Source organism: Mesorhizobium delmotii (assembly GCF_900149755.1).
GTDB lineage: Bacteria > Pseudomonadota > Alphaproteobacteria > Rhizobiales > Rhizobiaceae > Mesorhizobium > Mesorhizobium delmotii.
Genome location: NZ_FUIG01000058.1, coordinates 27,058 through 51,968, shown reverse-complemented (window position 1 = coordinate 51,968; position 24,911 = coordinate 27,058). Strand labels below are relative to the sequence as shown.

General features: G+C 60.1%; 19 protein-coding genes and 1 pseudogene. 15 read left to right on the top strand and 5 right to left on the bottom strand.

Annotation, left to right across the window (positions count from 1 at the left end; genetic code table 11):
- Positions 1–73: 73 nt before the first annotated feature.
- Together hisC and nifA are read right to left on the bottom strand one after the other, a co-directional pair.
- On the bottom strand, positions 74–1,222 hold the full coding sequence (hisC, locus tag BQ8482_RS31475; RefSeq protein WP_123151124.1) for a histidinol-phosphate transaminase: 1,149 nt from the start codon (positions 1,220–1,222) through the stop codon (positions 74–76).
- Positions 1,223–1,455: 233 nt separating this feature from the next.
- Positions 1,456–3,237: a nif-specific transcriptional activator NifA gene (gene nifA / locus BQ8482_RS31470; protein WP_123151135.1), complete on the bottom strand. Its 1,782-nt coding sequence runs from the start codon at positions 3,235–3,237 to the stop codon at positions 1,456–1,458.
- 1,311 nt (positions 3,238–4,548) lie between these two features.
- Between nifA and BQ8482_RS31465 the strand changes: the two genes are divergently transcribed.
- The 3 genes and pseudogenes from BQ8482_RS31465 to BQ8482_RS31455 form a co-directional block, all read left to right on the top strand.
- Entirely contained in the window at positions 4,549–5,847 is a 1,299-nt protein-coding gene (locus BQ8482_RS31465; protein WP_208867902.1) for a dicarboxylate/amino acid:cation symporter, read from the top strand.
- Positions 5,848–6,134: 287 nt separating this feature from the next.
- Positions 6,135–7,199, top strand: a complete 1,065-nt coding sequence (locus BQ8482_RS31460) for a LacI family DNA-binding transcriptional regulator (protein ID WP_008878216.1) — start codon at positions 6,135–6,137, stop codon at positions 7,197–7,199.
- Positions 7,200–7,360: 161 nt separating this feature from the next.
- Positions 7,361–8,137 (top strand): annotated as a pseudogene (locus BQ8482_RS31455) (TIM barrel protein); the annotation flags it as partial.
- Between the two features lie 76 nt (positions 8,138–8,213).
- On the opposite strand, the gene BQ8482_RS31450 reads toward BQ8482_RS31455, so the two are convergent.
- Positions 8,214–9,131, bottom strand: coding sequence for a LysR family transcriptional regulator (locus BQ8482_RS31450; protein ID WP_040594270.1), 918 nt, complete (start codon positions 9,129–9,131; stop codon positions 8,214–8,216).
- 158 nt (positions 9,132–9,289) lie between these two features.
- Here BQ8482_RS31450 and BQ8482_RS31445 point away from each other — a divergent pair, with 158 nt between their 5' ends.
- The 4 genes from BQ8482_RS31445 to fabG all read left to right on the top strand — a co-directional run bounded on the left by BQ8482_RS31445 (position 9,290) and on the right by fabG (position 12,655).
- Complete coding sequence (locus tag BQ8482_RS31445; RefSeq protein WP_008878221.1) at positions 9,290–9,880, top strand: NodA family N-acyltransferase; 591 nt, start codon at positions 9,290–9,292, stop codon at positions 9,878–9,880.
- A gap of 224 nt (positions 9,881–10,104) precedes the next feature.
- Positions 10,105–10,386 (top strand): acyl carrier protein, encoded by a 282-nt coding sequence (locus BQ8482_RS31440; protein ID WP_008878222.1) that lies wholly within the window; start codon positions 10,105–10,107, stop codon positions 10,384–10,386.
- Positions 10,387–11,595 (top strand): beta-ketoacyl-[acyl-carrier-protein] synthase family protein, encoded by a 1,209-nt coding sequence (locus BQ8482_RS31435; RefSeq protein ID WP_077378864.1) that lies wholly within the window; start codon positions 10,387–10,389, stop codon positions 11,593–11,595. It abuts the gene before it with no gap.
- A 322-nt stretch (positions 11,596–11,917) separates the two neighbouring features.
- Positions 11,918–12,655: a 3-oxoacyl-[acyl-carrier-protein] reductase gene (gene fabG, locus BQ8482_RS31430; RefSeq protein WP_008878224.1), complete on the top strand. Its 738-nt coding sequence runs from the start codon at positions 11,918–11,920 to the stop codon at positions 12,653–12,655.
- A gap of 89 nt (positions 12,656–12,744) precedes the next feature.
- Here the strand turns inward: fabG and BQ8482_RS39785 are convergent, their stop codons facing one another.
- Both BQ8482_RS39785 and BQ8482_RS31420 read right to left on the bottom strand, forming a co-directional pair.
- Positions 12,745–13,089, bottom strand: a complete 345-nt coding sequence (locus BQ8482_RS39785; protein ID WP_008878225.1) for a hypothetical protein — start codon at positions 13,087–13,089, stop codon at positions 12,745–12,747.
- 298 nt (positions 13,090–13,387) lie between these two features.
- Positions 13,388–14,371, bottom strand: a complete 984-nt coding sequence (locus tag BQ8482_RS31420) for a LysR family transcriptional regulator (RefSeq protein ID WP_008878226.1) — start codon at positions 14,369–14,371, stop codon at positions 13,388–13,390.
- Positions 14,372–14,668: 297 nt separating this feature from the next.
- On the opposite strand from BQ8482_RS31420, the gene BQ8482_RS31415 reads away from it, so the two are divergent.
- The 8 genes from BQ8482_RS31415 (at position 14,669) to BQ8482_RS31380 (ending at position 24,811) form a co-directional block, all read left to right on the top strand.
- Complete coding sequence (locus BQ8482_RS31415; protein WP_123151122.1) at positions 14,669–15,259, top strand: NodA family N-acyltransferase; 591 nt, start codon at positions 14,669–14,671, stop codon at positions 15,257–15,259.
- Entirely contained in the window at positions 15,256–15,897 is a 642-nt protein-coding gene (gene nodB / locus BQ8482_RS31410) for a chitooligosaccharide deacetylase NodB (RefSeq protein ID WP_008878228.1), read from the top strand. Before BQ8482_RS31415 ends, nodB begins: the two co-directional genes overlap by 4 nt.
- A gap of 14 nt (positions 15,898–15,911) precedes the next feature.
- Positions 15,912–17,267, top strand: a complete 1,356-nt coding sequence (gene nodC / locus BQ8482_RS31405) for a chitooligosaccharide synthase NodC (protein WP_123151121.1) — start codon at positions 15,912–15,914, stop codon at positions 17,265–17,267.
- 231 nt (positions 17,268–17,498) lie between these two features.
- Positions 17,499–18,413, top strand: a complete 915-nt coding sequence (nodI, locus tag BQ8482_RS31400) for a nodulation factor ABC transporter ATP-binding protein NodI (RefSeq protein ID WP_008878232.1) — start codon at positions 17,499–17,501, stop codon at positions 18,411–18,413.
- 3 nt (positions 18,414–18,416) lie between these two features.
- Positions 18,417–19,205 carry an ABC transporter permease gene (locus BQ8482_RS31395; protein WP_008878233.1) on the top strand — a complete coding sequence of 263 codons (789 nt, stop codon included), beginning with the start codon at positions 18,417–18,419 and terminating at the stop codon, positions 19,203–19,205.
- A 274-nt stretch (positions 19,206–19,479) separates the two neighbouring features.
- Positions 19,480–20,217, top strand: coding sequence for a sulfotransferase (locus tag BQ8482_RS31390; RefSeq protein ID WP_123151120.1), 738 nt, complete (start codon positions 19,480–19,482; stop codon positions 20,215–20,217).
- A 155-nt stretch (positions 20,218–20,372) separates the two neighbouring features.
- Positions 20,373–21,548: an efflux RND transporter periplasmic adaptor subunit gene (locus tag BQ8482_RS31385; protein ID WP_008878236.1), complete on the top strand. Its 1,176-nt coding sequence runs from the start codon at positions 20,373–20,375 to the stop codon at positions 21,546–21,548.
- An 86-nt stretch (positions 21,549–21,634) separates the two neighbouring features.
- Positions 21,635–24,811, top strand: coding sequence for an efflux RND transporter permease subunit (locus tag BQ8482_RS31380; RefSeq protein ID WP_123151134.1), 3,177 nt, complete (start codon positions 21,635–21,637; stop codon positions 24,809–24,811).
- The last annotated feature ends 100 nt before the right edge of the window (positions 24,812–24,911 follow it).

The window sequence follows — 24,911 nt, the reverse complement described above, 5'->3', positions numbered from 1 at the left end:
AACTCTTTGCAATGGTTCGTGGCTCGCAATGGTGCAAGCAAATTCAAATTATCGGCGCTTAATGGCCGGGGAACTATCGATTGGTTAAGGCAGAAGCAGCGGCCGCTGACGGCCGGCACAGCGGGATAGTTTCCTTCGCCGTTCCAGCTATGTCGCTGGCGGCCTCAAGAAATTCATCCATCTCATCTTTTGTGCCGATGCTAATGCGGATGTAATTTTCCAAACCTGCATCAGGAAAGAAGGCAACGAGTATCTTTTGCCTTTCCAAGGCTGCTTGCCACCATGAGCCTTCCTGCCCCGCTGGCACACGTGCTAGCAGGAAATTTGCGTGGGAAGGTATTACGGAAAATCCGAGTTTTGACAGCGCCATCGTCACTCGCTGTCTTTCATGCTTGATGTGCTTGTGGTTCTCGGCATAGGCGGCGCGGTGCCCAAGGACGCTGATACCAACCGCATGGCCGATCACATTCATGTTGAAGACGTTCTGAAGATTTCGCAGCCTGCCAATGACTTCAGGGTGACCAAGTCCGAAACCGACGCGAATGCCGGCGGTGGCATAGCTTTTCGAGAATGTTCTCAAGACCAGGAGATTCGGATAACAATTGATGAGATGCAGACCATTATCCGGTGCAAAATCGACGTAGGCCTCATCCAAGACAATCATGCGGTCTGATTGTGATACTAGACGTTCGATATCGGCCACCGGAACAAACGTTCCGGTCGGATTGTTCGGATTAGCCAGCAGAATGAATTTGGCATCTTTTGCAGGTGCCAAAAGCAATTGTTCTACGGGCAAGGAATGATCTTGGCCCCATCCGACTTCGACAAATTGAGCACCCTGCAAACTGGCAAGTTTGCGGTTGAACGAAAACCCGGGCGACATCATCGCCACGCTGTCTCCTGGAACCAGGAAAGCTCTGTAAATAAGCCCAAGCAGTTCAGACGATCCGTTTCCGGCGATCACCTGATCCTTGGAGACGCCGTAGGCTTCAGCAGCTGCTTGCCTCAAGCTGACGTTGTCGTCTTCTGGATATAGATACTGCCGTTCGAGAGCCGCCATTGCACTCTGCATTATGACTGTCGGCAGCGGAAACGGGTTCTCGTTCGTATTTAGCTTGACGCAACTCGCATCCGGCGCCGGTTTGTCGGATAGCAGAACATCTAACTGTCTCGCCACTTGCGAGAGAGAGGAAAGCACAGTTCCGAGTTTTGCATCCGACATGATTTTTTCTCCGTTTCAGTCCCAGTGCATCCGGCACGGGCTGGTGATATCGAGACATGGCTTGGACCATCGATGATAGCGCTGCCTTCAAACCCAGGTGCGTCGTGAAGCCGACAGCCGCGGGGTCAGCCGGACTGTGCGATTGGATCGAAAGTTGGCACTGACGTGAGGTCCCCATCACCCGTTTCCAGGGGCACAAGCACGGTCCCCGCTACTCGCTTCGGTCGTTAGCTTCAAAGACGCTTGATCTCGATGCCATATTTCCTCAACATGTAGCCAATCTGGCGGGGCGTCAGTCCAAGCAGGCGTGCCGCCTTTGCCTGCACCCAGCCACATCTTTCCATGGCCTCGATGACACGTTCAGCATCGGTCATTCTTGCACCATTTAACTGGACTGCCCCGGCAGGGCCAAGCGGCGGCTGACTTGTGATCTCAGGCGGGACTGCGACGGCGGCAGCAGCGGGCGGTATGGCCGCAACCGCTGGCAGCGGCACGATCGGCGGGGATTGCAGCGCGATTTTGCCAAATCTGCTCTTGTGCAGCGCCTCGGCGAAGCATTTGCCCTGGCAGCATGCAAAGTCGCCTCTCCCGATTGATGGTCCCGCCGCCAGAACTGCTGTCCGATACACGCAATTTTCGAGCTCGCGAATGTTGCCGGGAAAATCACAGTTTATCAGGACTTCCATCGCACTGGGATCGAAGGTCAGCATCCGGCCGTTCTCACCGTTGAAATTCTTGAGAAACTCAGCGGCGAGTAGCGGAATATCACTGCGCCTTTCGCGTAGCGCTGGCACCAGCAAGGGAACCACATTGATGCGGTAATAGAGGTCGGCACGGAACTCGTTTCTGGCAACCGCCTCTTCCAAGTTCTTGTTCGTGGCGGCAATGATGCGAACATCGACTTTAATGGTCTGGTTGCCGCCGACGCGCTCAAACTCCTGCTCCTGCAGCACGCGCAAGAGCTTTGCCTGGAAAGAGGCCGAAATCTCGCCGATCTCGTCCAGGAACAGCGTCCCCTTGTCGGCGAGCTCAAAGCGCCCCTTGCGTGAGTTGAACGCGCTGGTGAATGCACCCTTCTCATGACCGAACAATTCGGATTCCAGGACTGTCTCGGGCAGCGCCGCGCAATTGAGCTTGATGAAGGGCCGCTTGGCGCGCGGCGACAACTCGTGGATAGCCTTGGCGACCAGCTCCTTGCCGGTACCGGATTCGCCTCGCAACAGAACAGCAATCTTAGCCTTAGCTACGACCGCGACTTTCTCAAGCAGACCGCGCAACGCCAAACTGTCGCCAATCATCCCCTCAACGTGAATCTTGTTACGCTGCCGGGCCGGATGCTTCTGCTTTGGCAGCAAATCCTGCTGTGCCATCGGTTGCTCGGGGTCGCCGTCGAAAGAGCGATGCGACTTGACTGTCTGTCCTACCAGGTTGGCGATTAGGGGAAGCAGACAGAGGTTGTAATCGAGCCAAACTCTTGAGCCATTGTCCAGTACGTGGTCGATGGTCAGCGTGCCCACGACATTCGCATCGACGCGGATGGGAACGCCGACGAAGGACACTGGTATGTTTTCGGAGACCCCGAGCACCTCCATGTCGGCGGCGGTGAAAGCCGAATGAACCGCGATGTTCTCGGTGGCCAGGGGCGTGTCCGTGGCCACAATATGGTCGATTGCCTTCCGCGGCAGATACGTCCGGCAGCGCTCACCGCAGCTCTCGGTCCAGCCGGCGCCTACGGTGATTTCCAGTTCGCCATCACTATCGAAGAGAGAGATGATGCCGTGCCGCATCTGCAGAAACGATCGCAGGAGGTCTACGACCTTGGCCAGCGTGACTTCGAGCCCGGAGGGGGCGGTGAGTGCTTTCACTATTTCCCATATGCCAGCAAGCACGCTCGCGCGCGACGGCAGAATAGCGGATTCTGAGTCATCCCTTTTCCCGTCATGAAGCGACGAGCAGCATGGCGGCGTCTGCCCAGCATTTTCTTCAGGTTGGCCATTATTGTCCCGGTCTAGCATGTCATCCTCGATCTCGGGCCGCGAAAGCAACGCCGCGCCATCTGAACCTGCGACGCCCCCCCGGGCGTAGAGGCCTCGTCAAGTGGCATCGAGGCCCGAGCCACCGATGGCCGGCACCAGCAAGAGTTTCTTCGCCCCGCGGGCCACCGCATGATTGGCGCGCTTGCTCGCTCGTAGGAGCCGCTCATCGAAACGCTTGAGACGTCGATACGGATAGTCTGTGACCCGGCGTCACGGCAGCACGCCGACTTCCGCAGCCGGCATACTGGCTGCCATTGGATCAAAAGTGGGTCACGGTTTTGGGCGTCGGTCAGGCCGTGATGATCGGCAAGAACGAAAAACGCCGGAGGCAATGCTTGAGGCATGGCTTGGCTATCCTTACTGAAGTGGGGCGCGGTTCAGGCTCCTCCCGAGCGCAACCACACGTTGCTCTACAGAGCGGGAACGACGGGGGCTAGTCAATCGAGCTTTCCTTGCATTTGTGAAAGGAAAGTAGGACGACATGACAGAATCCCATCAATTCAGATAGTTGCTCGCAGATCGATGCGAACGGCAGAGATGTTTACCCCGGCGTCTCGGCGGGTGCGCGGCGCGCTGAGCATACCGAGCGCCTGTGCGTGCTTCCAGCGCCCCATCAGGTGGTGCGGAAGCGGTAGCGGCTCACTGAGTGGATCGCAGCAACCATTCATACCCTCGCTATTGATGCCGTTGACAATAGAACACGCTGCGGCGCATGCCATGGCGCAAAGTTGTCTTCGAGCGCGGCTTATGTTCGTGCTACGAAGCATCTCCTGAATCACACCGTTGCGCCCCAGGACTGGCGGAATCACCGGTCTTCTCCACTGCCCCTTCGAGACGCACTCGGCTGCAACGGGAGCGCGGCGAAGCACGGTTGTGTAGGGAATCCTCCACACCGGTGCGCGGTCAGTCGCAAACAAGACAAAGAAAGGAGGGGCACATCGGGACCCCAGAGATACCGACCGGCGGCCGCTCTGCCGGGCAAAAGCAATGGTTGCAACGCGCCCTTGTTGTATCATCCGTGCTCTACCGACCTATTGCTTCAGACACGGACCATTGCCGGAGCCTTAGGTGCGGAATTTCGCCAAGAATGGAGGCAACCAGTGCGGAAACCCGCACAAGCCTCACTGAAGCTGCGTGACCGAGCGGCGGAATACGCATAATTGGGCGCGGGTTTCCACTTGGCACAACGCTTGCGGCTGAGATGGCAGCAGCGTTTGACCGGAGCGCCGCGATGGGAGAAGCGCGGGAAGGGAGGAGCCCCACCCCGTCCGGTCAGGGAGAGAAAAGCTGTTGGTTCCACCAATCCGAAGCGCGGGTCCCACGCCCCGCAAGGCCTTCTACGCCCAGCTCTACGTGCAGGTGCTTACCGCCATCGCCCTCGGTGTCGCAGTGGGCTATTTCTGTCCGGGGACCGGAGAGGCTCTGAAGCCCCTCGGCGATGCTTTCATCAAGCTCGTGAAAATGGTCATCGCACCAGTGATCTTTCTAACCGTCACGACCGGCATTGCCGGCATGAACGACCTCAAAAAGGTTGGCCGGGTCGCCGGCAAGGCGATGATCTATTTCGTCACCTTCTCGAGCCTCGCACTGGTTGTCGGTCTCATAGTCGCAAATGTCGTTCAGCCAGGTGCTGGCCTCAACATTGATCCGGCGTCGCTCGATGTTCAGGCCGTGAAGGGCTATGCCGCCAAGGTCCACGAGCAGTCCGTGACCGGCTTTCTGATGAACATCATCCCGATAACGATCGTTGGTGCCTTCGCCGAAGGCGACATCCTGCAGGTCCTGTTCTTCTCGGTCCTGTTCGGCATCGCTCTGGCGATGGTCGGCGACACGGGCAAGCCCGTGCTTTCTTTGCTTCAGGCGCTCCTTGCGCCGGTGTTCAAGCTGGTCGGCATTCTGATGAGGGCCGCGCCCGTCGGCGCTTTCGGCGCCATGGCCTTCACCATCGGCAAATATGGCATCGGTTCGGTGGCCAACCTCGCGATGCTGGTCGCGACGTTCTATTTCACTGCCTTCTTCTTCGTATTCGGGATTCTCGGCGCGGTCTGCCGATACAACGGCTTCTCGATCTTTTCTCTCGTGCGCTACATCAAGGAAGAGCTGCTGCTGGTCCTGGCAACGTCCTCCTCGGAGGCCGCGCTGCCCTCGCTCATGGAAAAGATGGAGAAGGCCGGCGCCAAGCGTTCTGTCGTGGGTCTCGTTATCCCGACTGGATATTCCTTCAATCTGGACGGCACCAATATCTACATGACGCTTGCCGCCCTCTTCCTCGCCCAGGCGACGAACACGCACTTGTCGATTTCCGACCAGGTCCTCCTATTGCTTGTCGCGATGCTTTCCTCGAAGGGTGCCGCAGGTATAACAGGCGCCGGCTTTATCACCTTGGCCGCTACGCTCTCCGTAATCCCGAGCGTTCCCGTTGCTGGGATGGCTCTGATCCTTGGCGTGGACCGCTTCATGTCCGAATGCCGAGCGCTGACGAATGTAGTCGGCAACGCGGTGGCCTCGCTCGTTGTCGCCCGCTGGGAAGGCGAATTGGACGAAGCGCGCATGAAAGCTGCCTTCTGCGGGAGCTTGCCGAGAGATTAAACCGGCCATCCGCCCCAGCAAGATTGCTGCAGCGCGACTAATCCAGTCGCCGGGCTAACATCCGAACGAAACAATCGGCTCGCTGGCTCTAAACAGTGCTTCGCGGGCCACAGATCAGAAGCGCCAAATGCGGTGAGTACAAGAAATATGGACGCCTTATCGAAACGAACCGTAGATCGACACCCGCGCGGTTGCGCCTGGAGCGCCGTTCATTGGATAGGCTGTCGATCGTGCAGGATGCCGAAATTTTCACTTTGCCGCCCCGAACCGTCGCTGGGATGCGCCGTATGACAGAGAGACAGCCGATCAGAATTGGAGCGACGGCAAAGCGCCCCACAATTGTCGATCTCGCCCGCGAAGCCGGGGTGAGCGTGGCGACTGTCGATCGGGTCCTGAACGCTCGCCTGCCGGTGCGGGAGAAGACCGCGCGGCGGGTTCACGAGGCCGCCCACGCGATCGGCTATCATGCTGCGGGTCTCATCAAACAGCGCTTGCAACGGGATCTGCCGCGCTACCGGCTGGGCTTCATCTTGAGAAAACCGGCCCAGCATTTCTACCAGGAGTTCGCGCGCGAGGTCGAAGCGTCGGTGAGTTCGGCCCAGTCCTTCCACGGCATTCCGCTCATCGAATTCGCGCCATCACATTTGCCCGGGGACCTGACCACCCTCCTTAAGGATCTTGGTAGCCGATGCCACGCGATCGCCATGGTGGCGCCGGACCACCCGAAGATCACGGCAGCAGTCGAGGAGCTCAAGGCGAAAGGCATCCCGGTTTTCTCGCTCCTTTCTGACTTCGCCGCTGGCGTGCGCGAGGGTTACATCGGTCTCAACAACCGCAGGGTCGGGCGGACGGCAGCTTGGATGTTCTCCAAGGCCGCTAAACGGCCTGGCAAGGTGGCGGTGTTTGTCGGCAGCCACCGTTTCCAGGGTCACGAGCTACGGGAAAGCGGCTTTCGTTCTTTTTTCCGTGAGAACGAGCCAGCATTCGAGGTGCTCGATACGCTCGTGAACCTTGAGAAACGACAGATCACTTACGAGGCGCTGCTGGACCTTATGCAGCGGGAACCTGAGCTCGTCGGCTTCTACGTGGCCGGCGGTGGCATGGAGGGCGCTATCTCAGCGCTCCGGGAAGAGGGCAAAGGTCAGGATCTCGTGGCGATCGTGAATGAAATCACGCCGGAGTCACGGGAGGCCCTCGCTGATGACATCATCACGATGGCGGTCGCCACGCCACTGCGCCGACTTTGCCAGGAGCTGATGTTGCTGATGGATCGCGCCATCAAGACCGGCACGGCGGAGACGCCGGGGCAGACATTTCTGCCGTTTGACATCTATCTGCCGGAAAACATCTGAAATGATGTGATCTATCGCCATGGCCGACATTCCTTTCATAAATGCAAGAATCGCTCGATTGACTAGCCTGCTCCAATCAGGTTTGTGCATCGGCCTGCAGTGGGGCGCGCGGAGAAGCCAGACAAGACTGGCGCCGCATTTCTGGAAGGAAAGCTCCGCCCATGCGCCAGGTATCTCCCCGCTTTGCGCTCGAAGACATGGCGGCCCCATCGGTCGACGTCAGTGCAATTTTCGCAGTTGCGCGTGATCAGGGCCTGACCGATGTTCAAATCCGTGACCATCATTTCAGCAATCCTGTTACACACGCCATTTCGGCTGCGCAGGTCCGCTCTGCCGCTACCGAAGCCGGCGTCACGATAACCTCGATGAACGCCTTGCAGCGCTTCGACGACTGGACTCCCACCCGTCGGGCGGAGGCGAACAAGCTGGCCGACTACGCGGCGGCGTGCGGGGCTAAGACGGTCGTGCTGGTGCCGGTCAACCACGGCTCGCGGGCCAGCACTGGCGAGCGCCATGACAGTCTCCGCTTCGCTCTAAACGCGCTCAAGCCGATCCTCCAGTCGCGCGGTCTTGTCGGCCTGATCGAGCCGCTGGGCTTTCGAACCTGCTCGCTTCGATCAAAGAAGGAAGCGGCCGATGCCATTGCGGCGGTTGATGGCCAGTCCGTGTTCCGCCTGATGCACGATACTTTTCACCATACCCTGGCTGGGGAGACGTCCTTGTTTGGCGAGCTTACCGGACTGGTGCACATTTCAGGCGTGAACGACCCGACCTTCTGGATTTACCCGGATTGCTTTCTTGGAGGTTCCGACAATGGCAGTCAGATCCAGGCGCTGCTTGACGATGGCTACGCGGGACCCTTCTCGTTCGAGCTGGTCGAGGAAGTGCGCACGTTGGACGAGCTCGCGGGCGCGCTTGCCGCCAGCATTGATTTCGTCCAGCGCGTGCTGTCGACGCGAAAGCAGTTGGTCGCGGAGGTAGTAAATGGGATGGCGCCTAAAGCCTCCCGTGTTGTCACAGCGGAGCAGCCATGCGAGATGCCTCCTGCATCATTATCTCGCGCATCCAGATGCTTGCCGGATCGGTATTGTGGAGTGCCGGCCACTGGGCGGCTTCGGTGAAAGCGGGAAGCGGCAGCGGAAGTTCCACAATCTGAAGGGGGAAGGTTTTTTCGAAGTGCTTAACCAGCCGGAAGGGCATGGTCGCAATACGAGCTGTGCCGGACACCATGGGTGGGATCATGCTGAAGCCCTGCACGGCCACCTCGACACGTCTTTTAAGACCATGCTCAAGTAAGAACCATTCCTCGACGGACGGCATCAGCGAACGTCCGAACCTGACCGAGACGTGCCTCATCGACAGATATCTCTCGAATGTAAGCTGCCGTGGCAGCTGCCTGTTCGTGGGACAGCCGACGCATACGAGCCTCTCGCCGAACAAGGCCACGCTTGAATGCGCGCTCGACGTGAACAAATCCGGGAGAATTACAAAATCGACGTCGCCGCGCCGGAGAAGCTCATCGGGGCTATCGTTGATAGGCAGCAATTCGAAGCTGACGGCGGGGGCTTCCCGGGCAACACGCTCCACGACTTTCTCAAAAAAAACGAGCGTGGCGAAATCGGAAATAATGATCCTGAAGCGGCGATCGGATCGAGCCGGGTCAAACGGATCCGAAGAAATAATCGTACGTTGGATGTGCAGGAGAGCGTCGCGGACTGCGGGACCAAGTGCAGCCGCACGTGACGTCAGAATACGTTCGCGGCCGCTCATGCTGAACAGTTCATCGCCGAAAAAATCGCGCAGCCGGGCGACGGCCGCACTCATCGCCGGCTGACTGAGATTTATCCGGCGTGCCGCCGCCGAGAGATTGCGCTCGGCCAGCAATGCGTCCAGCACGACGAGAAGGTTGAGATCAAGCCCCTTGAAACGCATTTCTGCGGCTATCCATAGAGTGGATACCTTCCATCGAAACAAACGATTTTATCATTGTGCTGAAATCTCGCATGGACAAACACCTGACGCACCGATCACCCGCTGCCTCTATGCCGCGATGAGCGTCTTAAGGACAACCCGAAAGGAGAAAATCTTCCATGCGCTCTGCCGTGCAGTGGAGGTTATGCTGGGAAAATAACTTGCAAGTGGCCGACCATGTCGAGCTCTCCGATTTTTTCCGAAACATCTATGGACGAAACGGAGCCTTCGGCGCAAAGCCATTCGAAGGTGGCCGCAGTTGGGCCGGCGCAAGACCGGAACTCCGCTTTATTGCCAGCGACCCTCAGGGCGTAGCGGCACACATCGGTATTCTGCGCCGCTTCATCAGGGTTGGCGAGGTCGATGTCCTAGTGGCTGAGTTGGGCCTGTATGGCGTTCGTCAGGATCTTGAGAAGCTCGGAATCAGCTTTGCAATGCGCACGGTGTATCCAGTCCTGCAGCAGATGGGGGTTCCATTCGCTTTCGGCACGGTTCGGCACGCAATGCGCAACCATGTTGAGAGGTACTGCAGAGAGGGCCTAGCCACCATTGTGCCAAGCGTCCGCGTCCGTTCGAGCCGCGCAAATGTGCATCACGACCTGCCGTCCACGCGCCTGGAGGACGTGCTCGTCTTGGTTTCGCCGATTGGACGCTCGATGGACGAGTGGCCTTCCGGCACGCTGATCGACCGTAACGGTCCGGAGCTATGAAACTCCGGGACTACATATCTGTCCCGAGTGGCTAGCAAAATCGGCTCCCGGCGACGTTCTTCGCCATCGCAGCCTGCGCCGCAGACCAGCCGGACTCATCCGGCTGGTATGAGCATTAAGCTTTGTCAGTTGCACAAGTTTAATGGCTAGTTTCCCGGACGCGCGCTGCCCAGGAGTCAAGTCACCCCAACGTAAAAACAAGCTGAAATGGAAAGAAACAAATAATGTCTGATCAACTTACAACGGAAATCGTAGAGATAATCAGGAAGCGCGTCGAATCGGAGAACGCCGAGGGAACGACTGCAGCATCCGTCGGCGAAATAACCACTGCGACGGAAGTGACTGGGCTCGGCATCGATTCACTGGGATTGGCGGACGTGCTCTGGGATCTCGAACAGGCCTACGGCATCAAGATCGAGATGAACTCGGCCGAGGCGTGGTCTGATCTCCAAACTGTCGGCGACATGGTGGAAGCCATCCGCGGCTTGCTCAACAAGGCGGCTTGAATGGATCGGCGGGTCGTTATCACCGGACTGGGCGGGCTGTGCGGACTGGGCACCGATGTCGGCTCCATCTGGAGAGGCATGCGCGAGGGCCGATCGGCCATCGGTCCCATTGTCAATGCACAGCTTCACGGGCTGGAGGGCACGATCGGCGCCGAGATCAAGACGCTGCCTGAGCACGACGTTGACCCCAGGCAGCTGCTCGCCATGGGCCGTTTCAGCCTGCTTGCCGTGCTTGCAGCACGCGAAGCCATGCGACAGGCCGGACTTTCCTGCAATGAAGGCAATGCCCATCGCTTTGGCGCAACAGTGGGCGTCGCCTTCGGCGGCTACGATGCGACCGAAAAAGGCTACCGCGACGTCCTTTTGGGGGGAGCGTCCCGCGTTGATCTGTTCTCCGGAGTAAAGGCGATGCCGAGCGCGGCTGCGTGCCAAGTCAGCATGAGCCTCGGCCTTCGCGGGCCGGTCTTCGGCGTCACCACCGCCTGTGCATCGGGCAATCATGCGATCGCCTCGGCCGTAGACCAGATCAAGTACGGCCGGGCCGACGTGATGCTTGCGGGAGGCAGCGACGCGCCGTTCGTGTTTATGATGGTGAAGGCATGGGAAGCGATGCGCGTGCTCGCTCCGGATACTTGCCGGCCCTTCTCCGCCGACCGGAAGGGACTGGTGCTGGGCGAAGGTGCGGGCATGGCCGTACTGGAAAGCTATGAGCATGCTACCGCCCGGGGTGCAACGATTCTTGCCGAGGTCGCCGGCATCGGCCTGTCTGCCGATGCCTCCCACATCGCCGCGCCGGCAGTTCACGGGCCGGAGCGCGCGATGCGCGCCTGCCTTGCCGATGCGAAACTGAATCCCGAGGACGTCGAGTACCTGAACGCGCACGGCACCGGCACCAAGGCCAACGATCAAATCGAAACGGCGGCGATCAAGCGCGTCTTCGGTGAGCATGCTTATTCGATGTCCGTCTCTTCCACCAAATCCACCCACGCGCACTGTCAAGGTGCAGCGAGTGCGCTTGAGATGATCGCCTGTGTGATGGCGATTCAGGAGGGCGTCGTACCGCCGACCGCCAACTATCGCGAGCCAGACCCCGATTGCGATCTCGACGTCACGCCCAACGTGCCGCGCGAGCGTAAGGTGCGTGTGGCCATGAGCAACGCGTTTGCCATGGGCGGCGTGAATTCAGTTCTAGCCTTCAAACACGTATAGTAAGCCTCCGACATGTTTGCCGCAAAGCCCTTCCGGGCGCCGTCGCTTTGCTGGCAGTCTGAAGGCTCTCCCAGTGCACCACCAGTCAGCTCCAGGTGGTCAGGTCGGTCGAGCCGCGCCTGGTCTCGCAGCCGAGGCCGGCCGCGGCCAATTGCGCGAACTCGCCCAACGCGGTTTGGGCTGCATAGACGATTCTACCTCGCAGCAGGGGTCCTGGCGCGGATCAGGAGCGGCGAGGAAGCCACTCATTGGAGCCGAGACTTCTGGCTCGGCGACACTCAGAGGTGACCGAATTCACCGGCCTGAAGAATGAGGAGAAAAGATGTTTGAATTGACCGGCCGCAAGGCGCTCGTCACCGGCGCATCGGGGGGCATTGGCGAGGCGATCGCCCGTGTGCTGCATGCGCAGGGCGCCATTGTCGGCCTGCACGGCACCCGCGTCGAGAAACTGGAGACCTTGGCTGACGAACTCGGCGATCGGGTAAAACTTTTCCCGGCCAATCTGTCGAACCGCGACGAGGTCAAGGCGCTCGGCCAGAAGGCGGAGGTCGAGCTCGAAGGCGTTGATATCCTAGTCAACAATGCCGGCATTACCAAGGACGGTCTGTTCGTGCGCATGGCGGACGCCGATTGGGATAGCGTGCTTGAGGTCAATCTGACCGCCGTGTTCAGGCTGACCCGCGAACTCACCCATCCGATGATGCGGCGCCGGCATGGCCGCATCATCAACATCACCTCTGTGGTTGGCTTCACCGGCAATCCCGGTCAGACCAATTACTGCGCCTCCAAGGCTGGCATGACCGGCTTTTCCAAGTCGCTGGCGCAGGAGATCGCCACCCGCAACATCACCGTCAACTGCGTCGCCCCGGGTTTCATCGAATCGGCGATGACCGAAAAGCTCAATGACAAGCAGAAAGAGGCGATCATGGCAGCGATCCCGACGCGGCGCATGGGCACCAGCGCTGAAGTCGCGTCCGCCGTCGCCTACCTCGCCTCCGATGAAGCAGCCTACGTCACCGGCCAGACCATCCACGTCAATGGCGGCATGGCCATGATCTGAGCACGGGTGACCGGAGCCTACCTTGTCGTAGGCATCACGCGACAGGTCTCACCGCCGCGTTTGCAGGGCAAGTGGTGCTGCAATGCGGATCAAACCTCCGCGGCGCTTGTCGTAAACGGTTCATCCCGCAGCCGGGCCACGGCTGCACTCATGGCCGGGCGAATGAGTTGATGCACGTGCCGCGGCAGCGCAAAGGGGGAATCAAAGCCAGGCCACAGGCCCTCCCAAGGTCGACATGAAAGATCCTTGCCCTCACCGATGCGCTCGGCACTCGCGTGCTTCGTCCTCCTGTCAGGAGGCCGCTTCGATACGGTGGGTTTCGCCCGCCCATCAAGGGCGTCGCCTTCGGCGATCCGAACGCCGACACGGGGTTCAATAGCAACACCATCATTGCCGATCTGAACGAGCGCGGCGCCAAGATCGTGATCCAGCACGATCCGAGGCGCGCCTTGCCGCCGCCTCTCGATCTGGAAGCGTCATCTGATCGAGAACTTCTTCTGCACCCAAGCGTATGCCAGCTGACAACTCCAACCAGAGCTTCGAAGCGACCATCGACCGCACCCGCGGCATAAACCCACGATGGCCCCAGCAAGCCTAGACCAAGGCCAGCCAAGCTGCGAATCCGGACGCGGTACCCGACCCAGAGACATGCACTTCGAGTTCCGCTCCTCGCCCCGGGAGTCTCACAGTCTGCAAGCGCAACACCTGCCAATCAGCTGACGATCTGTCGCCTCAGGCAACATGAGAGTGGGCGGTAACGGCCGACACAAGTCCAGGAGCGCTGGGGGCCTCTCGTGGATTCGCAGGAGTAGCCAGCCGGGATGCTTCCTGCACCATTATCTCCCGCATCCAGATGCTGGCCGGATCGCTGTTGTGGTTGGCCAGCCATTGGACGGCTTCGGTGAAAACGGGAAGCGGCAGCGGAAGTTCGACGACCTTAAGGGGGAATGTTTTTTCGAAGTGCTTAACCAGCCGGAGGGGCACGGACGAAATACGAGCTGTGCCGGACACCATTGGCGGCACCATGCTGAAGCCCTGCACCTCGACTTCGACACGTCTTTTCAGGCCGTGCTCAAGCAAGAACAGTTCCTCCATGGAGGGCTTGCGCCAACGTCCGAACCTGACGCAGACGTGCCTCATCGACAGGTATCTCTCAAATGTAAGCTGCCGTGGCAGCTGCTTGTTGGCGGCACAGCCCACGCATACCAGCTTCTCATCGAAAAGCGCCACGCTTGGATGCGCGCCCGACATGAACATATCCGGAAGAATTACAAAGTCGATGTCGCCTCGCCGGAGGAGCTCATTTGGGTTGTCATCGAGAGGCAGCAATTCGAACGTGACGGCGGGGGCTTCCCGAGCGACACGCTCCACGACTTTTTCAAAAAACACCAGCGTGGCGAAATCGGAAATAATGATCCTGAAGCGGCGATCGGATCGATTTGGGTCAAACGGATCGGACGAAATAATCGAGGACTGGATGCGCAGGAGAGCGTCGCGGACTGCGGGGCCAAGTGCTACCGCACGTGACGTCAGAATACGTTCGCGACCGTTCATGCTGAACAGTTCATCGCCGAAAAAATCGCGCAGCCGGGCGACGGCCGCACTCATGGCCGGCTGACTCAGGTTTATGCGGTGTGCCGCCGCCGAGAGATTGCGCTCGGCCAGCAATGCGTCCAGCACAACGAGAAGATTGAGATCAAGTCCCTTGAAACGCATGGGCGCGGCTATCCATCGAGTGGATACCTTTCATCGAAACAAACGATTTTACCAGTTTTGCTGAACGTCGCATAGGGACCTTACAAGGATGTAAGCAAGCCCTAAAGGAACTTAATGCTTGCGTGGGTGCCGGACAGCATTTCTGGCGTACGCCTTCCGGTGTCGGCCGGATCGCATGTCCAGTGCGGCTAAAGTTCCTCGGTGATCTGCGAAAGCCATATCGCGTCTGCTCGACGCGACAAGCTCCCCGTCATTAGGCGCTTACCTCAGGAAAACACGAACGAATGAGGTCTTTCCATGCGCTCTGAAGTGCAGTGGAGGTTGTGTTGGGAAAACGAGTTGCAACTGCATGAGCATGTCGAGCTCTCAGACTTCTTGCACAAAACCTATGGAGGGACTGGCACCTTCTCCGCAAGGCGATTCGAAGGCGGCCGCAGTTGGGCCGGCGCGAGGCCAGAGTTCCGCGCAATTGGTAGGGACGCGCACGGTGTAGCGGCACATCTCGGTCTACTGCGCCGGTTCATCAAAGTTGGCGAGATCGACGTGCTGGTGGCCGAACTCGGATTGTACGGGGTGCGTCGGGATCTTGAGGGCCTCGGCATCAGCTTGTCGATGCGCAGTCTGTATCCAGCGCTGGAGCAGATGGGCGTTCCATTCGCTTTCGGCACGGTTCGGCACGAAATGCGAAATCATATTCAGAGGCTCTGCAATGCGGGGCTTGGGAAGATTGTGCCGGACGTTCGCATCCGCTCGACCCTGGCAGACATACATCCCGACCTGCCGGCCACACGCTTGGAGGACGATCTCGTCCTGGTCTCGCCGATCGGGCGCTCGATGGACGAGTGGCCGTCCGGCACCTTCATCGAGCGGAACGGTCCGGAGCTATGAAACATCTGGACTGTATATGTGAAGTGCCCAGTGACTGCGCTGACGGCACCGAAGAGCGCAGCGTCTATCTCACGTTTGACGACGGCCCCGATCCCGTTTGGACACCGGAGGTCCTCGACCTGCTGGCGCAACACCGGACACCGGCGACGTTCTTCGTGATCGGTGACGCGGCTGTAGACCGGCCGGAGCTTATCCGGCGAATGATTGCAGATGGGCATGAAGTGGCCAATCACACGATGACTCATCCGGACCTGTCCAAATGCGCACCCGGCGAAGTTGAACGTGAAATCGTTGAGGCGAACAGCGCCATCATGATGGCGTGCCCCCACGCTGCGGTGCGGTACTTTCGTGCGCCGTATGGGAGCTGGACCGAAGAAGTTCTCACAGCCTCGGCGAGCACTGGATTGGCACCCCTGCATTGGTCAGTAGACCCGCGAGACTGGTCTCGCCCCGGCGCCGACTCGATTGTCGATTCAGTTCTTGCCGGTCTCCGCCCGGGCGCGATTGTGCTCCTGCACGACGGGTGCGAGCGCTCTCAAAGCGATCCACGCGAGCAGACGGTTATGGCGCTGTCCCGCCTGATTCCAGCGCTGCACGACCGCGGATTCACAGTCCGACCCCTTCCTCAACATCATTGAACAAACGAGATCTTATGGACCCGCTTACCACAGCCAGTACCGTCGCCGTTTCGTCTTATGCGCTGCTCTCGACCGTTTATAAAGGTATGCAAGCGGTTTACGCGCAGTCGGGACACGTTGCATCAATCTCGGACGACTTGCTCGCCTCCGACCTTTGGCCGAGCGTGGATGTCGTTATCCCCTGTTACAATGAGGAGCCGCGTACACTTTCGGCCTGTCTGGCTTCGGTTGCCAACCAGGAATACGCCGGAAAGCTGCACGTCTATGTGGTGGATGACGGTTCTGGAAATCGCAAGGCCCTCACGCCGGTGCATCACGCCTACGTAGACGACCCCAGATTCACGTTTATTCAGCTCCCCCACAATGTCGGCAAACGCAAGGCGCAGATCGCAGCGATCCGTGGCTCGTCTGGAGATTTCGTGCTCAGCGTCGACTCTGACACGACTCTCGAGCCCGACGTGATTGCGAAACTTACCGCAAGGATGCGGGATCCAGCGATCGGCGCCGCCATGGGCCAGCTGACGGCATCCAACCGGAGCGACACTTGGTTGACCCGGCTGATTGACATGGAGTACTGGCTCGCCTGCAACGAGGAGCGCGCTGCGCAGGCTCGCTTTGGTGCGGTCATGTGCTGTTGCGGCCCATGTGCAATGTACCGCCGCTCTTCTCTGATGTCGCTGCTAGATCAATACGAGACTCAGCTGTTTAGGGGCAAGCCTAGCGACTTCGGCGAGGACCGCCATCTTACCATCCTGATGCTGAAAGCAGGCTTTCGGACCGAGTACGTTCCGGACGCGATCGCGGCGACAGTCGTTCCGGATAAGCTGGGGCCCTATCTGCGCCAACAACTACGATGGGCACGAAGCACTTTCCGCGACACGCTGCTGGCACTGCGCCTGTTGCCGAGCCTCGATCGCTATCTCACGTTGGACGTAATTGGACAGAATCTCGGCCCATTGTTGCTCGCCGTCGCTGTACTAGCCGGGCTCGCAGAGCTCGCATTGACAGATACGGTGCCTTGGCCAACGGCAGTGATCATTGCCGGCATGACGACCATTCGATGCACCGTGATAGCTTTTCGTGCACGCCAATCTCGGTTTTTCGGCTTTTCTCTGCACACGTTCATCAACATCTTTCTCCTCCTTCCCTTGAAAGCTTATGCGTTGTGTACATTGAGCAACAGTGACTGGCTGTCGCGCAAAAATGCTACCCAGCCCCACGGGAGCAAGAAGCCGATCATCATCGCAAACCCGATCACCAGAGCAAATGGTACAGGCAGCCCGGGAATTGCCGGCTCGAATCGTACGGCGGATCGTTCGCGCGATTCTGCACAGCTGGTTAAGCCTGGGGTTCTTCACAGCTCCGACTGACCGAATAACTTTCGTTGCCAATACGTCGAGAGCTTAGGCATGCATCAACGATCGGAACGGGAACCAGCCGAATGCGATCGTAGGCTTTCGACCCTTTTTTGCACGGGAGCGACACGCGTTTCTCCGCTGTCATTTCCCAAAGGACCAGCACAGATACGGCTGCTCTGGACCAGAACCTCGAACGTAGGCAGCCGGCCGGCCGATTGGCCTGTTTCAGCCTGAGATAGACGCATGTCCAATGTAGCAGTCGACCTTAACGACGTAACCAAGTCATTTGGCAGCAAGCTCGTTGTGAACGGGTTGTCATTCGCCGTGGGTACGGGAGAGTGCTTCGGCCTGCTGGGGCCGAACGGTGCAGGCAAGAGCACGATTGCGCGCATGCTCCTCGGCATGACCCGGCCTGACTCGGGTAAGATCACAGTGCTCGGAGTGCCGGTGCCGGCTCGAAGTCGCTTGGCCCGCAAGGGCATAGGCGTCGTTCCGCAGTTCGACAACCTGGACCTGGAATTCACGGTCCGCGAGAACCTGGTGGTGTTCGGGCGGTACTTCGGCATGAGTACACGGGAGATTCAACGGGTCGTTCCATCTCTCCTCGAGTTTGCCCGCCTTGAGAGCAAGGCGGACGCACGCGTCGGCCAGCTATCAGGCGGCATGAAGCGACGTCTAACGTTGGCACGCGCGCTGATAAACGACCCCCAGCTCCTTATAATGGACGAGCCGACTACCGGCCTCGACCCGCACGCCCGCCACCTGATCTGGGAGCGGCTGCGTTTTCTGCTGGCGAGCGGAAAGACGATTATTTTGACTACCCATTTCATGGAAGAGGCTGAGCGGCTATGCGATCGGCTGTGTGTACTGGAGCGGGGACGCAAGATTGCCGAGGGCAGCCCTCATGCTCTGATAGACGAACATATTGGATGCAATGTGATCGAGATCTTTGGCGGGAATCCGCAGGAGCTGACTTCGCTGATTAAGCCGTACGTTCAGCGCATTGAGGTAAGCGGAGAGACACTCTTTTGCTATGCGCCCGATCCAGAGCAGGTGCGTGTCCAGCTTCGCGGGCGCGCGGGTCTGCGGATTTTGGAGCGCCCACCAAGTCTGGAGGACGTCTTCTTGCGGCTAACCGGACGCGAGATGGAGAAGTGAATGATGCGTGAAGGTCTTGCGGCGGCACTGCCCGCCAACGCGTGGAACTGGATTGCGGTGTGGCGCCGCAACTATCTGGCGTGGAAGAAGGTCGCATTTGCGTCGCTTCTCGGTACTCTTGCCGATCCGATGATTTACCTTTTCGGGCTCGGTACTGGTCTTGGACTAATGGTAGGTCGGGTTGAAGGCGCCTCGTACATTGCCTTCTTGGCAGCCGGGATGGTCGCGACAGGCGCGATGACCGCATCGACCTTCGAAACAATATACGCGGTTTTCAGTCGCATGCGCGACCTGGGCACCTGGGAAGCAATCCTGCATACACAACTTACCCTGGGCGACATCGTTCTCGGTGAATTGGCATGGGCAGCCACCAAGGCCTTTCTGGCCGGCACGGCAATTACCATTGTTGCTGCCACCCTGGGCTATGCGGCGTGGACGTCCGTCCCCTATGTGCTGCCGGTCGTCGCTCTCACCGGCTTCGCCTTTGCCAGCCTGGCAATGGTCGTCATCGCGCTCGCGCCCAGCTACCACTATTTTATATTCTATCAGACGCTCGTCATCACACCCATGCTGTTCCTGTCTGGCGCGGTCTTTCCAGTCGGCCAGCTGCCAGGCGCCTTTCAGCGCCTGGCGGCCTTCTCGCCGCTGGCGAACTCTATCGACCTGATCCGTCCGGTAATGCTTGGCCACGCGGCAGACAACGTCGGGCTGCATATCGGCGCACTTTGTATGTATGCGGTATTGCCGTTTTTCCTCTCTGCTGCGCTGTTTCGTCGACGCTTGATGCGTTGACGCTGCTGACGACGGCCCGAGAAGGAGGCCTCGATGGATCGCGAACTGGTTACCATCAGAGCTGGAGCCAAGCTGCGTGGCACAGCAACACTAAAGCGAAGCCGCCACTTAGCCATTGCCGCAAGCATCCGCCGATGTCGGCCGCGAAAAGTCTAGGAGCGGTCCGGTTGCATGAGGGCGAATCGAGTCCCCGTTCAAGACATAGCAGCCGAGCTTGTTGTGCCCTGGTCTGCCCCAAACCCTCGCGACCACTACTAGCTGGAAACACATAGCAATGACACACCGCACGCCGACACCTCAGCCTTTTGTTATCCTTGCCATGCCAAGGACTGGCACACACTATCTGGAGGAATTGCTAAATGAGCATCCGACCGTACTAAGCAACGGTGAGTTGCTCAATGAGTATGATACCAATTGGCCCGGGAAGGATCGCCTGCTACGCACCGATCGTGAGCTCCTCGAACAAGCCTATTTGCGCTATCCCACGCCAGACTACAGGAACGTGACGCATATCGGCTGCAAGATCAATGAACCCCAATTTCACGATCGCCCAGCTTTTTTTGCTGAACTGACCCGTTGGCCAGCACTCAAGGTCATCCTCGTAACCCGAAACATATTGGAATCGCTACGGTCCTTTGCACAGGCAAGGCAAAGCGGCCAGTGGCTGAAATTCAGTTCGGACGCCGCTCGGCCGCCGCGCGTCAGATTGTCAATCGCTGACTGCGAGGCTTACTTCAAAGCCGCGGACGATTTCCACGCTCGCATCGAGCACTCCTTCACGCCGAGCCACCTGCTTGTAGTCGAATACGAGAGCCTCCTTCACGAACCCGCTGCTTGCCTGGGAAAGGTTTGGGATTTCCTGGGCGCTCCGGCCATTGAGCTATCTGATCGCGCCACCCTTCAGCGCCAGGAAACGCGAGCGCTAGACCAGACGGTGCAGAATTTTGATGAGTTGCAGCTCCACTTCGCGGATGGACCTTACGCCCGCTTCTTTGACGTCGGTGGTCTATGACTGGCGCCGTTCTCGGTTCACGCTCGAAGCCAAGCTTCTGTGCCATCTGATCGTGGTCGCGCAACTGCTGCTTCACCTAGGCTGGCTTCTCCTCTCCGGCATCAACGAGGACCGCTTCCCTCATACAGAGGTGAACCCGCAGTGGAAAAATGACGATGCCTAAAATCAGGTTTCACAAGCTTGCAGCGATTGTTGTGCTTATTGGTTTCGCGGCGTGGATGGTGACAGGCGAATTCTCGTCGGTCGGCAGCGTAGCGGCCAACAAGGCCAAGGCAGCCGAAGTCGAGCAGGGCAAGGCGCCGGACGCGAGCAAGCCGAAGACGGCGCAAGCCGAACCGAAGGCGCCGCTGCGCACGGTCGCGGTGGTGACGCCGCCGCGCAAGACCTATGCGCGCGCCATCCGCATTTCCGGGCTGACCGAGGCCGACAAACGCGCGGTGCTGGCAACCCGGGTCGCCGGCGTCATCGACAGGCTGCCGGTCAGCCAAGGCCAGCACGTCAAGACCGGTGACCTCGTGCTGATGCTTGCCGCCGAAGAAAAGATCTCGATGGTCGACAACGCCAAGCAGCTCGTGGCGCAGCGCACGGCCGAGCTCGATGCCGCCGAGCGGCTCGCCAAGACCGGCAATCTGCCCAAGCTGCAGCTCGACACCGCCCGCTCCAATCTGACCCAGGCGCAATCTCAGCTGGATACCGCGCAGGCCGAACTCGACCGCAACGAAGTCAAGGCGCCGTTCGACGGCGTCATCGACCGGGTGCCGGTGGAACTCGGCAGCTCCGTCATGCAGGGCGGCGAGGTGGCGACCATCATCAAGCTCGATCCGGTGATCGCGCGCGGCGAGATCAGCGAGCGCGACCTCGGCTATCTCAAGATCGGTGACAAGGCCAATGTCCGGCTGGTCAGCGGCCAGACCGTGAAAGGCACCGTGCGCTACATCAGCCGCGACGCGTCGTCGGCGACCCGCACCTTCCGTGTCGAGGTCGCGATCCCCAATGCCGATGGCTCCGTGCCGGCCGGCATGACGGCGGAAATCCAGCTCAGCGCGCTGCCGACCGACGCGGTGCTGCTGCCGCGTTCGGTGGTGACGCTCGGCGACAAGGGCGATCTCGGCATCCGCGCCGTCGGCAAGGACAACAAGGTCGCGTTCTTCCCGATCGACCTTGTCGACGACACGCCGACCGGCCTCGTGCTCGGCGGCATACCGGCCGATGCGCGCATCATCGTCGCCGGCCAGGAACTGGTGAAGGAAGGCGATGAGGTCAAGCCGGTCGAGGCCGACCAGGCGACCATCAACAAGCTGATCGGCGAGGCCACGGCCGGGACGCAGTAGCGCAGGCGTGCCGGCGCCGGGCCTCGCCCGGCGACGTCAGTCCGTTCGCCACTCCCCGACAAGCACAGCAGGCATAAGTCATGGATATGGATATCGTCAGACTCGCAATCAACAATGCCCGCCTGACCATCTCGGTCCTGGTTTTCCTGCTGATTGCAGGCTGGGTCGCCTATCAGTCGACGCCGAAGGAAGCCGAACCCGACGTTCCGATCCCGATGATGTATGTCAGCCTGATCTATCAAGGCATTTCGCCGGAGGATTCCGAGCGCCTTCTGCTGCGGCCGATGGAAAGCAAGCTGAAAAGCCTGAAGGGTCTCAAGGAAATGCGCTCGGCCGCCTTCCAGGGCGGCGGCTATGTGCTGGTCGAGTTCCAGCCGCAGACGAACCTGGCGACGGCGCTGCAGGATACGCGCTCCAAGGTGCAGGACGGCAAGGCCGACCTGCCGCAGGCGGCCGAGGAGCCCGTCGTCACCGAGGTCAACATTTCCGAATTCCCGGTGCTGGTCGTCACCTTGTCCGGCGAATTGCCCGAACGCGTGCTGGCCGCCGCGGCGCGCGAACTGCGAGACCGCATCGAGGAAGTGCCCGGCGTCCTCGAAGGCTCGCTGCAGGGCTCCCGCGACGATCTCGTCGAGGTCGTCATCGATCCGATGAAACTGTCTTCCTATGGCTTGCAGCTCGACCAGCTGATCGGCGCCGTCGGCGCTTCCAACAGCCTGGTCGCCGCCGGCAACATCGAGGGGTCGCAGGGCAAATACGCCGTCAAGGTGCCGTCGCTGATCGAAACGCCGCAGGACGTGGCGGCGCTTCCGATCGTCGCCGGCCCCAATGCCGTGGTGCAGGCCAGGGATATCGCCACCGTCCGCTCCACCTTCAAGGACGCCGAGACGGTGACCCGTCTCGACGGCAAGCCGGCGATCGCCATCGAGGTGAAGAAGCGCATCGGCTCCAACCTGATCGACACGATCGCCCAGGTGAGAGCCGTGTCCGATGCCTTCATAAAGACCATGCCGGAAGGCATGCACGTCACCTACACGCAGGACAAGTCGGTCTTCGTCAACCAGCTGCTCGGCGATCTGCAGAACCACGTGATGATCGCGGTGATCCTGGTGTTCATCGTCATCCTCTACGCGCTGTCCGGCCGCGCCTCGCTGCTCATTGGCCTCGCCATTCCGTCCTCCTTCCTGATCGGCATCCTGCTGCTCGCCATGATGGGTTACACGATCAACATGATCGTGCTGTTCAGCCTCATTCTGGCGGTCGGCATGCTGGTCGACGACGCCATCATCGTCACCGAGTTCGCCGAACGGCGGATGAGCGAGGGCATGCCTAAGCAGGAAGCCTTCGCGCTTGCCGCCAAGCGCATGGCCGGTCCGGTCATCGCGGCGACGATGACGCGCATCGCCGCCTTTTCGCCGCTGCTGTTCTGGCCAGGCATCATCGGCGACTTCATGAAATACATGCCGATCACGCTGATCGTCACGCTCTCGGCCTCGATGCTTTACGCACTGGTTTTTGCACCGGCGCTGGGCGCCTTGTTCGCCAAGGCGCCGCCGCATCACGAGAACGACAACCGCGACGGCTGGTACATGGCTGTCGTCAAGCAAGCGGTGCGCTTCCCCATCACCGTGATGGTGCTGACCGTCGTCCTGCTGGCCGGCATCTTCATGGGCTATTCGAAATATGGCGCCGGCGTCGAGTTCTTCCCGAGCGTCGAACCAGACTACGGCCTGCTTTATGTGCATGCCCGCGGCAACCTTTCGCTGGCCGAAATGGACACGGCCACCAAGATCGCCGAAAACCGGCTGCTTGGCTGGTCGGGCGTGAAGTCGGTCTATACCCGCGTCGGCAAGTCCCAGGGCGGCGGCCAGGATGTGCCCGAAGATGTCGTCGGCGTCATCAACTATGAGTTCATCGACTGGCGCGAGCGCAAATCCGCGAACGATATCCTGAACGATCTGCGCGGCGTCATGGCGGGCATTCCCGGCGTCGATGTCGAGGTTCGCGTGCCCGAGGCCGGCCCGCCCACCGGCAAGCCGATCCAGATCAGGCTTTCGGCCGTCGACCCGAAAGGGCTCGACGACAATGCGCGCGCCGTCGCCGCGCGCATTGCCAAGGTGCCCGGCGTCATCGACATTTCCGACGGCTTGCCGCCGCCCGGCGTCGACTGGGCGCTCGAGGTCGACCGGGCCAAGGCTGCCCAGTACGGCATCAGCCCGACCTCGGTCGGCACCGTGGTGCAGCTTGTCACCAACGGTTTGAAGCTCTCGGAATACAGGCCTGCCGGCGCCGACAAGGCGGTCGACATCCGGCTGCGCTTGCCGGAGGACCGGCGCACGCTGTCGACGCTCGACGAGCTTAGGGTGCAGACTTCGCAAGGGTCGGTGCCGATCTCGAATTTCGTCGTCCGCAAGGCAAAGCCGAGCGTCGGCATCCTCAACCGCATCGACGGCGCGCGCACGGTGGTCGTCCAGGCCAATGTCGCCGCTGGCGCCCAGGTCGCCGCCGTGCAGCAGGAGGTCACCCGGGCCGTCACCGACATGAATCTCGGCAGCGGCATCCGCTGGAAGCTGGCCGGCTCGAACGAGGACAGCGCGGAAGCCAGCGCCTTCCTCAGCAAGGCCTTCGGCGCCGCGATCTTCCTGATCTTCCTGGTGCTGTTAGCGCAGTTCAACAAGTTCACCAGCGTCTGGCTGGTGCTGTCCTGCGTGGTCATGGCGACGATCGGCGTGTTCCTCGGGCTGCTGATAACAGGCGAGACGTTCGGCATCGTCATGTCAGGCATCGGCGTCATCGCGCTTGCCGGCGTGGTGGTGAACAACAACATCGTGCTGATCGACACCTATGACCGGCTGCGCGAAGAGGGTTGGGACAAGATGGACGCCGTGCTGCAGACCTGCCGCGAGCGTGCGCGCCCGGTGGTGCTGACGGCAGTGTCGGCCATCCTTGGCGTGCTGCCGATCGCCTTCGGCCTTGGGCTGGAAATTTTCCATCATGAGACGACGATCAATGCGCCGTCGACGCAATGGTGGATTTCGCTGTCCTCGGCGATCGTCTTCGGCCTGTCGTTCGCTACGGTGCTGACGCTGGTGGTGACGCCGTCGATGCTGATGGTGTTCACTCGTGCCAAGGTCAAGCCGGGCGCACGGCGCGGCTTGATCAGCCGGTTGTTCCGCCGCGGTAAGGGCGAGATCTCGTCGGACACGCCGACAGCGGACACCGGCACCGAGCCGGCAATCGCCTTCCCGAAAGCCGCCGAATAGACAGGTTTGTCGTTTCGACCGGCAAAGGCCGCCTGGAACTACCAGGCGGCCTTTTGCATTGTTTCCCCGGCAATGCGAGGGCATTGCCCTGAAGCAAATG